A 16,651-nucleotide genomic window follows, 5' to 3' on the forward strand; every position below is an offset into this window, starting at 1 on the left:
CGGCCGCCGGAGTCGATCCGGCCCAGGCGCTGAGCCCCGTACGGCAGTACGCTTGCACAAATCTGAAGCCCCGTCAGGTGTGTCCTGGCGGGGTTTCTACGATGGGTGACGGCAGTAGTTGACGGCAACGTCAGCGGACGAGGGCGGCGCAGGGCGGCGGTTCGTCGCCGTCGGCACTGACCGTCTTGGCGACTGTCGGCCCGTCGAGCGCGCTGCTGAGGGTGTCGATGGCGTCGCGCTGGAGGCGGAGTCGGACGTGGGCGTAGACGGTGGCGGTGACGCCGATGTGGGCGTGGCCGAGGAGTTCCTTGATCACGACGAGTTCGACGCCCTGCTCCAGGAGGAGGGTGGCCGTCGAATGGCGGAGGTCGTGGAAGCGGATGCGGCGGAGGCCGGCCTTGCGGAGGAGCGTGTTGAAGGCGCGGGTGAGGTTGGTCGGGTCGATCGATCCGCCCTGCGCAGTGGTGAACACGTGCCCGCTGTGCTGCCACTCGGTACCTGCCGCGTCACGGTCGCGGTGCTGCTGCTCACGGTGGACCTTCAGCGACTGGAGGCAGCGGGCGGGGAGGGCGATGCGGCGCTCGGAGGCCCGGGTCTTGGTGGGCAAAGTGGTGAGTCCGCCGGTGCTGGTGCGCTGCAAGGTGCGGCGGACGGCAGCGGTGCCCCGATCGAGGTCGAGGTCTTCCCAGCGCAGGCCGAGGAGTTCGCCCTTGCGGAGTCCGGTGTGGAGAGCGAGTTCGAACAGCGCGTGCAGCCGATGACTCCGGGGCGTGGTGAGGAGTCGTCGGGCTTCGTCGTTGGTGAGGGGTTCGAAGCGTCGGGGCCGGGGCGAACCAGTGCGGACGTTGCGGGCGACGTTGCGCGGGATCTCTTCCTCACGTACGGCGTGCTCCAGGGCGGACTTGAGCACCGAGTGGATGTAGGTGAGCGTCAGCGGGGAGAGCAGCTTGTGGCAGCACTGGCCAGCGGCGCAGCAGCGGGGCTCATCACGCCGGGCATCGATGCCGCGCGTGCAGCACTGGCAGGTGGTGCGCAGGTGGTTGAGCCAGGTGCGGACGTCCTTGGCGGTGAGCTTGGTGAGCTTCCTTTTGCCGAGGCCGGGGATGAGGTAGCGGTTGACGCAGGTGGTGTAGCGGGTGTGGGTGTTCTCGCGCAGGTGGTGGATGGCGACGTTCTCCAGCCAGTACGTCAGGTATGCGGCCAGGCTGCCCTGCGCGGAGGGGATGGGGAGGCCGCGGTTGCTGGCGGCGATCTTCTCGGTGAGCTTGGCCAGGGCTTCCTTGCGGGTGGTGCCGTAGACGCGGACGCGCTTGTGGGTGTTGCCGGGGGCGAGGACGTATCCGGCGGCTTCCCAGCGGCCGTCTTTGCGCTGGTAGATGGTGCCGTCGCCGTTGGCTCGGGTACGGCGGGAGACGGGGTTGTCGCGGGGCGTGGTCATCAGGCGGCTTCCTGTTCGAGGCGGGTGCGGATGAAGTCGGTCAGCGCGTGGGCGGGGATGCGGCGGGCGCGGCCGAGGGTGATCGAGGCGAGCTGGCGGGTGCGGAGCAGGTCGTAGACGGCGGAGCGGCCGAGTTGGAGGCGGGCCATGACCTGGGGCACCGTCAGCAGGTCCAGTGCTGGCTCTGTCTCCGGGTGGAGGACAGTGGGCGGGGGCGAGGTCATCAGCAGCCCCCTTCGGCGATGAACCGGCGTTCCAGCTCCCTGCGATGCCAGACGGCGGCAGCCAGGAGCGCGGCGCCGGGGCTATAGCCCGAGCCGAGGTAGGCCCAGTGGCCGACGACGAGGGTGGTGTCCGGATCGGGCTCGGGCAGGCCGGCGTGGACGCGGGCCTGTTCGGTGCGCCAGGCGCGGCGGGCGGCGCGCAGCGCGCCCAGGGTGGTGGAGTAGCGGCGGGACTTGGTGGAGAAGTGGCCCCGGAAGCCGAGCATGTGTGCCCACTTCCAGAGCTTGAGGGCGGCGAACTCTGGCAGCTTGCCCAGCTCCCAGCAGGTGCGGATCATCTGCCGCACGTGCCGGGCGACTGCGAGCCGTGGCAGTGGGCGGGCCTGTCCGGTGCCGTCGCAGGCGGTGCACGGGAGCGGGGTTCCGTGGGGCAGAAGAGTGGCGCCGCGTCCCTGGCAGGGGCGGCAGAAGAGAGAGCGGTCGAGGGCGCCGGAGGCGTCGGCGGATTTGGTGGCGTACTTCGCCACGTAGGCGGCCACGGCCTGGTCGGTGAACTCGGCGTCAGCACCGAAGGCGGCGATCTCGCGTACGTCGAGCTGTTCGCCCCAGGCGAGTTCGCGTTCCCCGACCGCATCTGACTCGATTGCGACGCGGACCCGTGCGGCAGCGGCACGGACGGCGTCGGTGAGCACTGCGACGGTGGCGTACGGCGGTGGGGGCTGGCTGGTGCCGTCCGGGCCGTCGAGCCGGATGACGGCGTGGAAGTGGACCAGGCCGCGCTGCTGGTACTCGGCGACCTTGGCGAAGGAGACCCGCAGGACCGTGCGGGCGGTCTTCTGGGTCATGCCGAGTCGGGCGGCGATCTCGCGGCGCAGGTAGATCGCGAAGCGGGCCCACAGGGCGGAGGCGTGGGCGTTGAAGAGGACCGCGCCCGCGTAGTCGTACGTCGCCGGATTGAGAGGCGTACCGAGCAGGACGTCCGTGGGTTCGTGGAGCTTGCGGCAGCGGCAGGGGCGGATGTTGCCGCCGGGGGTGGTGGGGCGGTTGTGGACGGGGCCGTAGGACGGCGGGGTGAGGGTGACGAAGACGCGGGGGTGGGTGCGGACGGTTTCGGGGACGGTCTTGCCGCCGGACAGGCCGGCGCGGATGAGGTGGTAGGTGTCGGCGGCGTAGAGGCGGGAGCAGGCCGGGCAGCGAGAGGCGCGGCGGTTGCCGCACGCGGCGAGCAGACTGCCCGCAGGTTCGTCGGAGGAGGTGCAGGAGCGCAGTACCTCGCCGGTCGTGGTGTCGACGGTGGCGGTGTGGCCGGTCAGGCGGACGGGTTCGGTGCAGCCGCCGAGGCGTTCGATCTGCTGCTGTGCGCGGTCGAAGTCGGGGTGGTTGACGAGGTGGAGCAGGTCCCGCACGGCGGGGCTTGCCACGTGGCGCAGGTCCAGGGTGACCATTCGGGGCGTGTCCCTTCTGTTCGGGTGGGTGGCCCCGAGCAGCAACCAGCCAGGCAGGAAGGCGTGTCGGTGCTGCTCGGGGCATGACGAACCAGGCCCATGGCGGGCGTGGGGTCAGCGAGGGATGCGGCTGGTGAGGGCCGGTGCGGCTCAGAGCTGAGCGAGCGCGGCCGTGGCCACTGGCAGGGCGACACCCATGCGCGTTCCCAGATGGGCAGCGGTGATCGGGGTTCCGTGCTCGGCACGGTGGGTGTCCGCGATGCGCCGGGCCGCGTCCAGCAGGGCGGCAGGCAGGGCCGGGCCAGAGGAGGGCTGGGCCGTTTTGGCGACAGCGACGGGCGGAGTGGCGGCCGGGGCCGGAGTCGCAGCGGGCTGCGATTCCTCGGCCGGGGAGTCGACGACGACCGGGACGGGCGTCGCAGGTTTCGATTCCGGGGCGGGCGCTTCGGCGGGCACCGACACGGAGATGAGGGTGGGTGCGGCCTCCAGGTGCGGGATAGAGCGGGTGTGGGTGTGGAACTGGGCGAGGAAGGCGGGGCCGACGTGGCCCCAGCCAAGCAGCAGGAGCGGGGCGACGGTGTCCAGGCAGGCCCGGCCGTAGCGTCCGGTCAGCAGGGGTTCGGCGGTGTTCAGGGCGAGGGTGAGCAGGCCGCACAGGTGCAGTAGCCGGGTGCCGGCCTTCAGCTCCGCCTTGGGGACGCCGCGCAGGGCCAGGAACCGCAGCGCGACCAGGAGCCCGACGACGGACAGGTCCACCATGGGGGCGATCAACGGCGCGATCGGGGGCGGGACGCCGAGGCGCAGAGCGAGCGCCCAGACGTTGCCGAAGGACAAGATGAAGGCCAGGGCCGCGATGACCGCCATGACCACGGTCACGGTGCGCCGGGTGAACCGTTCCTCCGCCATGTACTCAACCTCCTTCCGGGTCCGGGGTGTTCGGGGCTACTTGGTGAGAGGAGCAGGGGTGTTCTCCGACTCGCCGGTGTCGGGCGTCGTCCGGCCGCCGGTGGTGTCAAGGAGGGCGTCCAGGAGGAGGTCGGGATCGGCGGTCAGGTGCGAGGTGTCCTCGGCGACGCGGGCCGCGTCGGCGTCCGAGACATAGGGGGTGCGGATGCGGGTGTAGCCGGGGCGGCCCTGCATCGCCATCACCGCGACGCCGACGTAGGCGGGGTCCTGCAAGGTGACCGGGCTGGCGTCGGGCCAGTTGCGGATGTCCTCGCCGAGTGCGGCCACCGCGGCTTCCACGGTCTTCTGTGCGAAGGACAGCCCGATCGGGCACACGTCGCGGATGAAGGTCGGAATCGCGTCGCCGGTGGTCTTCTGGCTGATCAGGATCACCAGGATGCCGACGCTGCGACCCTTCTTGACCAGGTCCTCCACCAGGCGGGCGTTCTCCGCCGTCAGCGCGGCCAAACGTTTCGTCTCGGCGTCGCTGCCCTTGTACTCACGGAAGAACGTGTGCGCCTCGTCGATGATCAGGACCGTGAGAGGCCACTGTGGCGAGGGGCCGACGTGCCACATGTTCTTCACGCCGAGCACGTCACGGATGGTCGACGAACGCCGCTTGCGCAGCTCCACCAGGCGCTTGAACAAGGCGTTCGCTTCGTTCAGGTCGTCACCGCAGAACGCGAACATCCGCTTGACGAGGTCGGCGTAATCGCCCTCCGAGGCCCGCGACACCTTCCCGTCCGCCGTCGCGATCTGCACGGCCGCCGACGGCGCGAAGTCGCACACGAACTTGTTGACCCCCGAGGTCTTGCCCGCGCCTGGGACGCCGGCCATGGTCACGCCGGGCACGTTGGCCAGGGACACGCACACCCGGGCGGCGTACTCGTCCACGCCCAGCTCCCAGCGCGTCAGATCCGTGGGCGGGCGGCCGCTGGGGCGGTGCTCGGTAGGTGTGGTCAGCGGGTCGGAGCGCACGCCCCGGATCACCACCTTGCCGGGGCCGTCCGGCAGAACGGAGACCCGCGTGCACCGCCAGGCGTCGGCCAGGAACCGCGCCGCCTTCTGGTACTCCTCCAGCCCGACCCGTGGCAGGGTGCGGGCTCGGACGATCACGCCGAACCGGTCCGGCGTGACCTTGATCTTCGGAGTCAGCACTCGCGGCGCGGGGGCGGGGCCGTCCTTCTGTGCGGTGATCTGCGCCAGCAGGCCCGGGGTCTTGTCGGTGACCGTCAGCCCGGCCATCCGCGCGAGCCGCACCCAGCCCCAGCGGACCCGGACGGCCTGCCGCATGCTGACCCGCGTGCCCCGGTCGGCCCGCACGTAGCGCACCACCGTCCACAGCAGCCACACGCTGACCAGCACGGCCGCGACCAGCAGCACCTGCAGCGCGTGACCGGTCAGGCTCCCCGCGTCGAGACCGGTCACTGGGCCGACTCCGCCGTGACCAGCTCCAGGCGGCTGGCACGGTAGGCGACGCCGTCGGAGAGCTGACCGTTGAAGATCCGCGCCCACGGGGTCGCAAACAGCTCCACCGGCTGCACCATCACGCCCGGCTTCAGCCCGGCCGCCAGGCCCGAGTCCGGAACCGTGATCTTCAGGACCTCGGCCCGGCCATCCTCCATGAGCATCACGGTCACCGTGTACAGCGACTCGCCGGTCTCCCGGTCGGTGGCGACCTCCCCGGTCTGCTGGTCCTTGATCTTCAGCACCGGCTCGGTGCCCGCGATGCACACCGCCGACGGCAGCAGGGCAACCCGGATTCGAGACATGGCCATGCCATCACATCCCTTGATCGATGGAGCCGCTTGATCGGCTCGCAAGGAGCATAAGGAGATGATCGCTCATCTTGCAAGGTCGATTAGATTGTGAACTCGATCAGGTCGGTAGGCGGTCAGGTGGGAAACGCGCGGATGTGCCTTTAGCGCTAAGGCTTGCCGGCGATACCGTGGGGCCATGACTCTGCCCTTGGACGAGGACTCCCGGCCGCCGTACCTCCAGGCCGCCGAGGCGCTGCGAGACGCGATCCTGAACGGCGAGTTTCGCCCCGGCGAGCGCCTGCCCTCGGCCAACGTGCTGCGGGAGCGGTTCGGCGTCTCCAGCTCCACCGTCCAGAACGCCCTGCGGGTGCTCAAGCAAGAAGGGCTCGTCTACTCCCAGCTCGGCCGAGGCAGCTACGTCAGCGCCTCCGTCGGCCAGAGCACCGGCCCAGATGACGACGACCACGGCGACGCCGAGTCCGAGGGCCCGGACTGGCCGCTCGACGTCATCCGCAACGAAGACGGTCGCCCTCCATACGCCCAGGTAGCGGACATCCTCCGCCGTGAGATCACGGAAGGGACCTACCCTCCGGGCTCCCAGCTCCCCCCGGCCCGTGAGATCCAGGAGCGTTTCAAGGTCGCCAACTCCACCGCCCAGAACGCCTACCGGCATCTCAAGCAGGCCGGACTCGTGTACGCGGTCAAGGGGCGCGGTGTCTTCGTGCGCCAGGCCCCGGAACCAGGCAAGCACCACGGGCCGATCACGAACTACCTGCTGCGAGACGAAATCGCCCGCGAGGCCCGCGCGGCTGCCGCCGAGTTCGCCGACCTCACCGATGACGAACTGCTGGAACGGGAAGCGGACCTGGACCGACGATGGGTCACGATCCGCGAGGAACACCAGCGAGTCTTCAACGAGCGCCGGAAGGTCAAACGCGAGAAGAGCCGACGCGGCCTGTTCCTGCCACCCCTTCACGACGACGACACCGAATCAGACGTGTCGCCGAGCCAGAAGCTGGAGACTGCACTGGCCGAGTCGAGGAAGCGCCGACAGCAGCGCCCCTGATCCAGAGTCTGACGGATCGACCAGTGGTGAGCTGTTCAGAGTTTCCTTACTTGATCAAGAAGGGCGTCCCGCTGGCGCGGGCCGCCGCGCGCCGGCGGCCGGTGACCGCCGCCCGCTCCTGTCTGCCGCCCCGCTGGCGACGCCCACCGGCCACTCGGCGCGCAGTGGCGCAAGCGAGCCCACCCCGGTGCCGGAAGCAACAGCATCGGCCCGTAGCTGCGCCGCCAGGCCGACTCTGCCGAACGCCGCACAGCACCACGTCAGGCCGCGGCAGCCGAAAGCCGCGATCGTCGTCGGCGTGCGGTCACAGGCGAGGCCACAGATCGAGCAGCCCAGCCCGCTGCCACAGGGCCACGCAGGAGCAGGGCGGATGCCGTAACGGAACGAAGAAGCGTGGTTGAGGCCGGTGCGGGGTTGCTGGAAGCACACGTGGCGGGTGATCTCTCGGCGCACCCGCCGTCGTGGCTGACTTTCTGTGACTGAGGTTGAAGGTGCGACGGGGATCAGGCGACCAGCGACGGCGGTGCGATCGTCCGTGCTCGGTCGTACAGGTCGAGCGCCGTCGCGTTCTTCAGATGAGGGCGCAGGAGACCGAACATCGCCTTCACGCGCTCGTCGGCGCGGCCGGACTGCACCTTGGGGTAGTCGTCGAGGGCCTGGTGCCAGGTGACGCAGGCCGCTTCCAGGTGGCCGAGTTCCAACTGCCGCTCTGCCAACAGGCCACGACGGTGTACTCGTGTGCGCTGGTACACGCTGGGGCGGAGCCGGTCCGCTTGCTGCATGGCTTCGACGGCTCCGGCCTTGTCACCGAGTTCGTAACGCACCTGGCTGACGTGGTAGTTGAGCGAAGAAGGGTCGTAGGAGCCGAACGCCTTGCCGCGTGACTCGGCGCGGTCCATGGCTGCCTCGGCCTCCCGGATGTAGCGCAGCGCGCCCGTACGGTCGCCGGTCTGCGCGGCGGCGTGTGCCTGCTGGCCGACGAGGAAGGCCAGCATCCGGGGCCCGGCTTTCGGGGAGGCGGCGGCAGCGGCGTCGGCCAGCTCCATGGCCTTCGCCCCGTGGCGGAGGTCGACTGCCTGGACGCTCATGCCCCGCAGGGTAGTGCAGTACGTCAGGTGGTCCTCGGCAGCGCCTGCCAGTTCCAGGGCTTTGACGTAGTAGCGCTGTGCGAGACCGTGCAGACCTTCGTCCACGGCCATGTAGCCGGTCAAGTAGAGCAGGTCCGAGGCGGCGGACAGCATCGCCTTGCGTACGTCCTCGGGTGCGTCTGCGCGCAGGTAGGAGGCCACGGTGTTGACCATGAACGAGGCCGCCATGGGGCGTGCGTGACGACCGCCGAACTCGTCGTCCAGATCCGAAACACGCTCGGTCATGGCGATGACCATGTCCACTTCGTTCATACCGATGCGACTCGTGCGGCCGGACTGGACGGCGTCGGCACGCCCGACCACATCAGGCCAGCCGGGAATGGTGACGGCCACGGAGAACAGGCCGGCACCCAGGACACTGCGGCGGGACGGGTCCATATCCAGCCTCCCCAGGTCGATCACCCCTTCCACGGTATCCGCAGCCGCGGAGGAGCGATCGCGTGGAACGGGCAGCCCGGCCTCGGCATGGGTGACGGGGCGGCCGAGGTGGCGGGAGAGGGCTTCGAGGATGCATGCGCGCACCGCACCGCGCGGGACGGTGCCGCCGAGCCAGTGGCTCACCGCCGACTCGTCGTAACGCAGAGGGATTCCGGTCTCCGTACCGACGCGGTTCACCGCCCGCGCGAACTGACGGTGAGTCCAACGGCTCTCGGCGAGCAGGCGTCCGAGCGCCACGTTCGGTTCACGCTTGGCCATGCCCTCAACTCCCCGTGACCTTGCGAACTTTCAAGGCTTTCAAGTCCTGACGCTGCGGCAACGGTACCGCTGAGCGTGGTCGTGCGGTTGCGTAGAGGCAGCAGGGAACGGCGAGACCTCGCCGCAGCCGTCGTCTGAAGGGCTGAGGGATGAGAAGCGAAGCACGGGCCCGTCTGGCCCGGATGACCGAGGAGCGGGGCATGGACGGGGTGTTGAGGATCGACACCTACGAGGGCGCGGACCTGCCGCCGGGTTCGAACCGGCTCTCGCCGTGTCTCTGCTCGCAGCATCGCAGTGCCACGCCCGAGTACGGCGCGGAGAAGCTGAGCGCCGCAGTACGCGAGGCCAACCAGCGCAGCCGCGGAGAGCGGCTGTGAACCGGCTGGCCGCAGCCGTCGGCCGCTACGCCGGACCACTCCTGATCATCACCATCTCGGGATCGGTCGGCTTCGTCCTGGGCGTCGCCGCCGCATCCACCCCCACCTGACTCCTCCCCGTCACGCATCCAGGCTCCCCACCTGTGACGAGGGAGGGCCCGCCGCCGGAAGCGGTGGGCACCCCGCCCGACTGCCTTCTTCGCAAGGGTCCGGCAGCCGGACGGGTCCAACTCCGCAGCATCCGCCGCGGAGTCCACTGAAAACCGTAAGGGAGAAAACGATGAACGTGGACGAACTGTTCACCGGCGACCTGATCACCGGCGTCCCGGCCGTCGAGGCCGCGCTGCTCGACAAGATGCCGGGCGGCGGCGACAACAACGGCGACCACTGCAGCAAGTGATCCAGGGCTGACGCCAGGCGGGGCGGGGCCGTTCGCGGCCCCGCCCCGCTGCACGACATCGGAAGGGGACTACATGCTGTCGATGCGTCTGCGCCTGGCCGATCTCCAGGAGCCCAAGTGGAGATCACAGGGCTGTCGTTGGATCAACGGCGAGAGCTGGATCGAGCCCGCGAACGTGTCCACTCTGGTCATGGAGGTCAACGACGACCAAGCGCCGCGCGTACGGGTCCGTGTGAAGGAGTGCAAGCGGGACGAGGCCGACTTCGTCGCACTCACCATGGAGCCCGGACAAGCCCGCCTGACGGCGGGTGTCTTCGGTACAGCCCCGCTCTATCTGACAGAGAAGGCCGGCGAACTGCACGCTTCGTGGGACCTGACACTGCTGCGACCGCATCTCCGAGCCGACCGTCTGGTGGCGCGCGTCGTCGCCCGCATGCTGACGAGGCAGCACCGCTACACGTTTGAGACGCTCTTCCAAGGCGTCTACCGCCTCACCGAACGGGCAGCGGCCACGTTCACCCCTTCGGGACTCAGCATCCACTACCCCGACCCCGCCGAACACGTACTTGAGCCACGTACGCTGCGTCCCGGCGTTGATCCACTCGCCGCTCTGGACGAGTTGCTGACCGACGTAATCCGCCAGACGCCGACGGCAACCGGATGCGCGGGCGTCGAACTGTCGGGCGGCGCGGACTCCGGGAACGTCGCTCTGGCCATCAAGGCGGCCCGCTTCCCCGAGGTGTACAGCTTCGGCCTGCTGGTGGGAGGAAGCACCGGCAGGCAACAGAGCGAGCGGCGTCAGGCCCTTGTGGAGCACTGCGGCTTCCGGGACACGGCCACCCCCGCCATGCAGCACCCACCCTTCTGCCCCGGAGGCGTGCGCGATTTGTGCAAGCCGCACGATCCGGCGGGAGCCTTCTACCAGGAGGCGTTCGACGTCGTGCGCGAGCAGGCAGCCGCCCGGCGGTGCGAGGTGATGTTCACGGGCAGCGGCGGCGACGAGATCAACACCCACCACTCCAGGACACAGGCCGAACTGCCGACACCCGAACCCGTACCGTGGCTCGGAATCAAGGCAGCCCGAGCACTCGCCGAGGTGAACGAGCATCTGGCGCCCATCCCGGCACTGCCCGTACCGACCCTGATGGCGTTCGGGATGCACAACCCCGGATTCCTCCGGGCCGGAATCTGGCCAGTGAGCCCGCTCGTGCACCCACGGATCGTGCGGTTTATGGAGCAACTACCGCGCGAGCACAAGCGCGGCAAGGCGCTGTTCCGCGACCGGATCAGAGGGGCCGGGGTACCCGAGTGGGTGGCCGCGCCGGCCGAACCGGAGAACTTCCTGGCCGTTCTGGAAAGGGGCCTGCGTTCCTACGGTTTGCCCGTACTGGATGACATGCTGAAAGAGTCCATCCTGGTGGACCTCGGCTACGTTGATGGGAAGGCTCTCGCCAAGGCGCGGAGGGACGCCGACGCTGCGCCGGTCGTCCCCAACCTGCTGTGCGATGTGCTCGCCCTGGAGGTCGGACTGCGAAGCCTCATGTGACCAGCCCCGACACGGAAGCCGAGCAAGTGGAAGCCACCAACCTCCTGTACCGCGATCCGGCACTCTACGACGTGGTCCAGTCCGACAGCACGAGCGTCGAAATGTGCCAGACCCTGATCGAGCTGCACAGGCCGGACGCCCGGACCCTGGTCGACTTCGGATGCGGTACCGGCCGCGACCTGGAGATCCTCGCCAAGCGCTTCAAGTGCATCGGCGTGGACCTCCAGCCCGGCATGGTCGACTACGCCCACCAAGCCCGGCCCGAGCTGGACATCCGCACCGGCGACATGCGCACCGCACGACTCGGCAGCCGCATGGACGTGGTGACCTGCATGGGCAACAGCCTCGCCTACGTGCACGACAACGAGGCGATCAGCCAGGTCTTCGCCACCTTCGCCGCCCACGCCCGGCCAGGAGCGCTGCTCGTGCTGTGTTCCCCCGTCGCCCCGATCACCCAGACCGAGCCGACCACCGCCACGGTCGACACCCCGACGGGATCCGCGACCGTCACCATCCGCCACACGTGGGACTTGCGGACCCAGATCAACACCATGCACCGGCACTGGATGCTCCCCTCGGGCGACGAGGCCCGAGACGAGATCCGCAGACGTGTCCTGTTCCCCCAGGAACTCGAACGCTATGCGGAGGCCGCCGGCTTCGAGGTCCTGGACATGCTCGACGGCACAGGGACAGGGCTTACTGGCCCCACCGCATACACGGTGGCCCGACCAACTCCGCGGTGACCGGCGGAGCGAGAAATGGCACCAGCACCGCCGCCCGACTCCTGACGGCAGTAGCGACGGCAACACCGACGGATCTCCCCGCACAACCACGGACACCAGCGGAACACAAAACCTGCGCTGACCTGCGAAGAAGCAGGTAGAGGGGTGCCGCGTAGCACACGTACTGAACCCTTCTCGGTAACGTCTCGTGACGGTTTGTGATCTTCGTTCAGGTGGTGCGGCCGTGTTCCATCTGGAGCAGGACGAGGGCGGCTCGGGCGATCCGGGTGATGCTGCCAGGGTCGAGGCTGACCCGGCGCAGAGCCTTGAACGTGACTTTGAGCAGGGCATTCGCGCGCTCGGCGACGCCGTGGATGCCACGGATCACCTTGTTGAACGTCTGCTGTTCGAGGTCGAGTTCGCCGCCCTGCGGCTTCTTGGCCGGGTGGCGGAAGCCGTCGCCGGCGTTCTCGTAGCCGAGATCGGTCAGAGTCGGGATGTCCAGAGTGGCGGCGAGCCGGTTCAGCGCGCCGATCAGGCCGTGGGTGCGCGCGCAGGTGGTGTCGTGCTCGCGGCCGGGGCGGACCGGGGACACCCAGAGCGGCCAGCCGTCCGGGGCGGAGATGACCTGCACATTCCCGCCATGATGCTTGTGCTTCCCGGACCACCAGAGATCTGCCCCGTTGGGACCGGGGGCGGCGACGCGGTCGGTGCGGATGGCAGTGCCGTCCAGGTTGAGGTGGGTGTACCCGGCGGCCGCCGCCCGCTCCAGTGCGGTGGCCAGGTCCGGGGCGTGGTCGGCGAGCACGGTCAGCCCCTCGTGGAGATAGCGGTAGGCGGTCGGCACCGAGATCCGGCTGTCCCGGGCGAGTTGGGCCAGCCGGGTTCCGTCGACGAACCACCGCAGGACGAGGATCCCCTGCTTGAAGACGCTCAGGGCGCGGGTGTTCTTGCGGGTGCCGAGCCGGTCGCGGTGCTCGCGCTGGAGCCGGGCCAGGGTCTCGGCGGTCTCCCTGCCGACATCGAGCACGGCGGTGTAGGTGATACTGGTCAACGTGTGAAGCCTCTGGCCGTACGGAACTTGATTTTCGCAGACCTGTTCCTACCAGGGGCTTCACCCATATCTGACAGCGGGGCACTCGACGCGGTCCGGCTCACCCCGCACGCGGTCACGCACCGCAACCGTCACGTTGCCGAGAAGACCTCACTATGTGCTGGCGGGTAAGACTCCGGTACTGGTCCACAATGCAAACTGCATTGTAGGAACCCGCCAGTTTGACCACGCTTGGGACCAGCATTCACCTGGAGGGGCCTACCATAAGGCCGGAAAGGTGGAGAATGTATTTGCCGATGGCATCGACAAGACCCGATTCCGAGGGATGGTGGATGAGGCGATCAAGAACGGGACGCAAGTTCCTAGGTCTAAGTCCGACCCTCGCGGCGGATATTACATCGACTACGATTTCGGCGATGTGGAAGTCGGTGCGATGGGCCAGAACGGCATGAGAATAGCCGTTGATGGTGCAGGGAACTTCGTCACCGCGATGCCGAAGTTTATGTACTAGGGGACGAAGTGATCTCGTTTACATTCCTACCTCGCACCGAAGATCCATCCTGGGATGCCGACGGCCTGTCGGGACTCTCAGCTCGCACGCTAACGGCCGATGACCTGACTTTTCACTACTTCAGTTCCGACGTAGTGATCGGCGATGGGTGCAACGAGGTTCAATTGAGGACGCCTGGCCTCCCTGTCGTGGACTTTGTCCTGATGCTTGTTCAGCTGTGCCGCGAAGTCGTATCTTCCGGTGCGTCAGTTGTGGAATCCTCGCAAACTCAGGATTCAATTACAGCTGTGATGGCAGGAGGCGCGGTGGAGCTCTCCTATAGCTTTTCCGATGTGGTTTCAACTGTCTCTCTGTGCGATTTGAAGGAAGCCCCGAATATGGCTCTTCAGTCGGCCTTTGAGGTGCTTTTTTCCGCTCATGGCGACTTGAGGTTTAACGAGTATCTAATCGAACTTGCTGACCTCGTCCGATCGAACTGATCGGATTTCTCGCCTTTCAGGAGAGCTGTAAACGGGAGCCCCACCGAGCACAGCTCGGTGGGGCTCCCGTGTCGTTTGACGGCAACGGTGACGGCAACGTCAGCGGACGACGGCCACGGCAGATGGATCGTCGTTGCCGTCGTCGGCTCGGCTGAGGGCGGTGCCGAGGGTGTCGATGGCTTGGCGTTGGAGTCGGAGGCGTACGTGGGCGTAGACGCCGGCGGTGACGCCGATGTGGGCGTGGCCCAACAGCTCCTTGATCACGACGAGGTCGACCCCCTGTTCCAGGAGCAGCGTCGCGGTCGAGTGGCGGAGGTCGTGGAACCGGATGCGGCGGAGCCTGGCCCGGCGGAGCAGGGTGTTGAAGTGCCGGGTGAGGGTGGATCCTTCGATCGGGGCGCCGTCGGGACGGGTGAAAACATAGCCGCTGTCCTTCCAGCCCGTACCCGCCGCCTCGCGTTCCTGGAGTTGCCGGTTGCGGTGCTGTTCGAGGGAGCGCAGGCATGGCGTAGGCAGGGCGATGCGCCGTTCGGAGCTCTTGGTCTTGGTCGGGAGGGCGGTCAGGCCAATGGAGTTGGTGCGTTGGAGGGTGCGGCGGATGCTGGCGGTTCCGCCGGCCAGGTCGAGGTCTTCCCAGCGCAGGCCGAGGAGTTCGCCCTTGCGGAGCCCGGTATGCAGAGCGAGTTGGGTGCGGATCCTTCTGGGGGAAGGTCGTTGATCAGGCTCCGAGTTGGTAATCCCGCTGTTCGGGGTAGGTGCGTTGGTGCTCGCGGGTGTGGTGGTAGGCGAGGTAGTCGTCGAGGTCTCCGTTGGCGTGGACGGCGCGGAGTTTGAGTACGGCTTCGGCGCTGTCGAGGCCCCAGCGGGCGCCGGTGATGTCGAGGCGGTCACCGATGAGGTGGCGGCAGGCTCCCTCGACGGAACCGGTCGCGATCGGCCACCCGTTCTTCAGCGCGATGTCGTAGCGGAGTCGGGCGAGGTGCCCGGTCAGGTAGCGGACACAGGTGCCGACGGCCTCGCGCTTGGAGCCGGTGAGCTGGTCTTTCTCGGCCTGCGTGGTCATCTCGCGGGTGACGCGGGCGGCGTGTCCGTGCAGGATCGCGGTGAGTTTCTCCGCGGCGAAGGTCTCCGCGGCCTCGCTGCCGGCCGGGTGGAAGGCGTGGGCGGCCGTCCAGAGGTATTCCGCGACATGCACGAAGTCGATCAGGACGTGGATCGTCGCCTTGCGCCGCCGTGCCTCGGCCTCGACCAGATCGAGTTGGTGGTGGGCGCCGTCGACGAGGACGAGCCAGGGCCGCAGGTGGCCCCGGTCGCGGTCGGCGGCCTGGGTGAACGCCTCGGCGATCACGTCGGCCGGGTCGTGGATGAGCGAGGCGGTGCACCACCGGTTGACCGCCTTCGGGCCGGGACTGGGCGTGCGCAGGCCGCTGCGGCCGCCCGGCGGGTGGACGATGTCGTGCGGACGACGCACGGCGGGGACGGTGTCGTGGACGCAGGCGATCGTCGCCATCCGTTTCCTGTCCGGTTTCTCACCCGGCGCGAGCCGGGCCTGTCGGCCGCGGCGCTTCTTGGCCTCGGCGGCCCGCCGGGTGGCCTCGCGCAATGCTTCGGGCCGCATCACCACACCCTTGCCGTCGACCTGGATGACCAGGGGCATGTCGGCCGTGCACGCGGGGGCGATCTTGTGGTGGTAGAAGGCGTCGATGTCGACGGCGGCCTCAACGACCAGGGATTCGGCCCGTCGCTTGCCCAGGACCTTCCCGCACCGGTCGGTGATCGCCGAGACGGCCTGGTCGTAGGAGGAGCGGACCGCTTCGCGGACAGCGAGGCGTTTGATGCCGTGACTGTGCCGGCCGTGCGGCAGCGACAACCGCGCGTCCGCCGGGTGCGCATTGGCCCGCCCCGGCTCCGCCAGGCGCACCGGGTCACGGTCACCTTTCCGAACAGACAGGTCAGCTGCCGTTCGTGTCCCCGCTCGCGGTACGGTCGCCTCTCTCCGTCCGCACCGAGGACCGGCTCCGGCGGCGGGTGCTGTTCTTCGCGGACCGCGCGCAGATCGAGGTGGTCCTGGAAGAAGCGGCGCAGGATCTCCCTGCCGTCGACCTCGATCAGACGCTCCACCGCGGCGTGGTCCAGCTCGGCGGTCTCACGCGCCGACAGCCGTGCTGCCAGCGACTTCACCGCCTCCATCGAGCAGGCAAACGGGTCGGGGACATCGCTGGTGCCGTAGCGTTCCATCCGGGCTCTTCTTCCTGATGTTCGTTTCGGTTCGCACCTACGAATGTAGGGAGAAGAGCTCCTTGAACACCGGGAGTTGACCTACCTCACCGAGCCGGCTGCCGCCCGGTGGGCCGAGATGGTGAACTGCCCCGGCGCCTGTTCGGCCAGCCAGCCCCGCTCAACCAGCCTCTTCAGCTTCGACCGTGTCGCCTCGATCTTCGAGGTCTGGGCGGGCAGCCCGATCCTGGGCACGATCTGCTTCGCCTGCACCGCCCCCGGCGCGTCGTCGATCACGTCCACGATGTCGCGGTAGACCGGCGGGAGATCCACGCTGGTCATCCCCTCCCGCCAGAAGGTCACGGTCTGCACCCCCACCACCCGGCCCCCGCCCACCGGCAAGGTCTCCGCCGGCGGCCGGGCCACTTCGAGGGCCACTCCCTCGGCCGCGAGTTCCTCCAGAGTCTCCCGCGTCACCGTCAGCCGATCCAGCCGGCCCCGCTCGGCCTCCAGCCGAACGGTCAACGCGGCCACCTCCCGCTCGAGTTCCTCCACCCGCAACCGCACCGCCGCCTGGCGTTCCTCCAGCTCACCGATCAACGAGCCCATCCGGCACCGCCTCC

Annotated in this window: 15 protein-coding genes and 2 pseudogenes; 6 read left to right on the forward strand and 11 right to left on the reverse strand. The window is 68.6% G+C overall.

Features of this window, described 5'->3' with window-relative positions:
* Positions 1-130: 130 nt before the first annotated feature.
* The 6 genes from HUV60_RS22320 to HUV60_RS22345 form a co-directional block, all read right to left on the reverse strand.
* Positions 131-1,438, reverse strand: a complete 1,308-nt coding sequence (locus HUV60_RS22320) for a tyrosine-type recombinase/integrase (protein WP_257849007.1) — start codon at positions 1,436-1,438, stop codon at positions 131-133.
* Positions 1,438-1,662: a helix-turn-helix domain-containing protein gene (locus HUV60_RS22325; protein WP_257849008.1), complete on the reverse strand. Its 225-nt coding sequence runs from the start codon at positions 1,660-1,662 to the stop codon at positions 1,438-1,440. The genes HUV60_RS22320 and HUV60_RS22325 overlap by 1 nt, the downstream gene beginning before the upstream one ends.
* Positions 1,662-3,107, reverse strand: a complete 1,446-nt coding sequence (locus HUV60_RS22330) for a zinc finger-like domain-containing protein (protein ID WP_257849009.1) — start codon at positions 3,105-3,107, stop codon at positions 1,662-1,664. Before HUV60_RS22330 ends, HUV60_RS22325 begins: the two co-directional genes overlap by 1 nt.
* A gap of 150 nt (positions 3,108-3,257) precedes the next feature.
* Positions 3,258-4,013, reverse strand: a complete 756-nt coding sequence (locus HUV60_RS22335) for a DUF2637 domain-containing protein (RefSeq protein WP_257849010.1) — start codon at positions 4,011-4,013, stop codon at positions 3,258-3,260.
* Between the two features lie 36 nt (positions 4,014-4,049).
* Positions 4,050-5,480, reverse strand: a complete 1,431-nt coding sequence (locus HUV60_RS22340) for a cell division protein FtsK (RefSeq protein WP_257849011.1) — start codon at positions 5,478-5,480, stop codon at positions 4,050-4,052.
* On the reverse strand, positions 5,477-5,830 hold the full coding sequence (locus HUV60_RS22345; protein WP_257849012.1) for an SCO3933 family regulatory protein: 354 nt from the start codon (positions 5,828-5,830) through the stop codon (positions 5,477-5,479). The genes HUV60_RS22340 and HUV60_RS22345 overlap by 4 nt, the downstream gene beginning before the upstream one ends.
* Before the next feature lie 178 nt (positions 5,831-6,008).
* Between HUV60_RS22345 and HUV60_RS22350 the strand changes: the two genes are divergently transcribed.
* Entirely contained in the window at positions 6,009-6,878 is an 870-nt protein-coding gene (locus HUV60_RS22350; RefSeq protein WP_257849013.1) for a winged helix-turn-helix domain-containing protein, read from the forward strand.
* A 503-nt stretch (positions 6,879-7,381) separates the two neighbouring features.
* Here the strand turns inward: HUV60_RS22350 and HUV60_RS22355 are convergent.
* A complete protein-coding gene (locus HUV60_RS22355) occupies positions 7,382-8,722 on the reverse strand; it encodes a tetratricopeptide repeat protein (protein ID WP_257849014.1) in 1,341 nt (446 codons plus the stop codon).
* A 149-nt stretch (positions 8,723-8,871) separates the two neighbouring features.
* On the opposite strand from HUV60_RS22355, the gene HUV60_RS22360 reads away from it, so the two are divergent.
* The 3 genes from HUV60_RS22360 (at position 8,872) to HUV60_RS22370 (ending at position 11,788) form a co-directional block, all read left to right on the forward strand.
* A complete protein-coding gene (locus tag HUV60_RS22360; RefSeq protein WP_257849016.1) occupies positions 8,872-9,099 on the forward strand; it encodes a hypothetical protein in 228 nt (75 codons plus the stop codon).
* A 473-nt stretch (positions 9,100-9,572) separates the two neighbouring features.
* Positions 9,573-11,045, forward strand: coding sequence for an asparagine synthase-related protein (locus tag HUV60_RS22365; RefSeq protein ID WP_257849018.1), 1,473 nt, complete (start codon positions 9,573-9,575; stop codon positions 11,043-11,045).
* On the forward strand, positions 11,042-11,788 hold the full coding sequence (locus HUV60_RS22370; RefSeq protein ID WP_257849019.1) for a class I SAM-dependent methyltransferase: 747 nt from the start codon (positions 11,042-11,044) through the stop codon (positions 11,786-11,788). The genes HUV60_RS22365 and HUV60_RS22370 overlap by 4 nt, the downstream gene beginning before the upstream one ends.
* Before the next feature lie 208 nt (positions 11,789-11,996).
* Here the strand turns inward: HUV60_RS22370 and HUV60_RS22375 are convergent, their stop codons facing one another.
* The gene (locus HUV60_RS22375; RefSeq protein ID WP_443047540.1) at positions 11,997-12,797 is read right to left on the reverse strand and encodes an HARBI1 family protein; all 801 of its coding nucleotides are present in this window, start codon (positions 12,795-12,797) and stop codon (positions 11,997-11,999) included.
* Between the two features lie 181 nt (positions 12,798-12,978).
* On the opposite strand from HUV60_RS22375, the gene HUV60_RS22380 reads away from it, so the two are divergent.
* Complete coding sequence (locus HUV60_RS22380) at positions 12,979-13,332, forward strand: hypothetical protein (RefSeq protein WP_257849023.1); 354 nt, start codon at positions 12,979-12,981, stop codon at positions 13,330-13,332.
* Positions 13,333-13,520: 188 nt separating this feature from the next.
* Positions 13,521-13,811 carry a hypothetical protein gene (locus tag HUV60_RS22385; protein WP_257849024.1) on the forward strand — a complete coding sequence of 97 codons (291 nt, stop codon included), beginning with the start codon at positions 13,521-13,523 and terminating at the stop codon, positions 13,809-13,811.
* Positions 13,812-13,910: 99 nt separating this feature from the next.
* On the opposite strand, the pseudogene HUV60_RS22390 reads toward HUV60_RS22385, so the two are convergent.
* The 3 genes and pseudogenes from HUV60_RS22390 to HUV60_RS22400 form a co-directional block, all read right to left on the reverse strand.
* A pseudogene (locus HUV60_RS22390) lies at positions 13,911-14,498 on the reverse strand (site-specific integrase); the annotation flags it as partial.
* Between the two features lie 31 nt (positions 14,499-14,529).
* Positions 14,530-16,049: pseudogene (locus HUV60_RS22395) on the reverse strand (ISKra4 family transposase).
* 81 nt (positions 16,050-16,130) lie between these two features.
* The gene (locus tag HUV60_RS22400; protein ID WP_257848178.1) at positions 16,131-16,637 is read right to left on the reverse strand and encodes a hypothetical protein; all 507 of its coding nucleotides are present in this window, start codon (positions 16,635-16,637) and stop codon (positions 16,131-16,133) included.
* Between the last annotated feature and the right edge of the window lie 14 nt (positions 16,638-16,651).

This window comes from Streptomyces sp. KMM 9044, assembly GCF_024701375.2.
Lineage (GTDB): Bacteria > Actinomycetota > Actinomycetes > Streptomycetales > Streptomycetaceae > Streptomyces.

Bases quoted from the DNA above. Each gene is read 5' to 3' on its own strand.
- HUV60_RS22325 (WP_257849008.1), bottom strand. From the start codon at position 1,662: ATGACCTCGCCCCCGCCCACTGTCCTCCACCCGGAGACAGAGCCAGCA.
- HUV60_RS22345 (WP_257849012.1), bottom strand. From the start codon at position 5,830: ATGGCCATGTCTCGAATCCGGGTTGCCCTGCTGCCGTCGGCGGTGTGC.
- HUV60_RS22365 (WP_257849018.1), top strand. From the start codon at position 9,573: ATGCTGTCGATGCGTCTGCGCCTGGCCGATCTCCAGGAGCCCAAGTGG.
- HUV60_RS22335 (WP_257849010.1), bottom strand. From the start codon at position 4,013: ATGGCGGAGGAACGGTTCACCCGGCGCACCGTGACCGTGGTCATGGCG.
- HUV60_RS22320 (WP_257849007.1), bottom strand. From the start codon at position 1,438: ATGACCACGCCCCGCGACAACCCCGTCTCCCGCCGTACCCGAGCCAAC.
- HUV60_RS22330 (WP_257849009.1), bottom strand. From the start codon at position 3,107: ATGGTCACCCTGGACCTGCGCCACGTGGCAAGCCCCGCCGTGCGGGAC.
- HUV60_RS22350 (WP_257849013.1), top strand. From the start codon at position 6,009: ATGACTCTGCCCTTGGACGAGGACTCCCGGCCGCCGTACCTCCAGGCC.
- HUV60_RS22360 (WP_257849016.1), top strand. From the start codon at position 8,872: ATGAGAAGCGAAGCACGGGCCCGTCTGGCCCGGATGACCGAGGAGCGG.
- HUV60_RS22355 (WP_257849014.1), bottom strand. From the start codon at position 8,722: ATGGCCAAGCGTGAACCGAACGTGGCGCTCGGACGCCTGCTCGCCGAG.
- HUV60_RS22400 (WP_257848178.1), bottom strand. From the start codon at position 16,637: ATGGGCTCGTTGATCGGTGAGCTGGAGGAACGCCAGGCGGCGGTGCGG.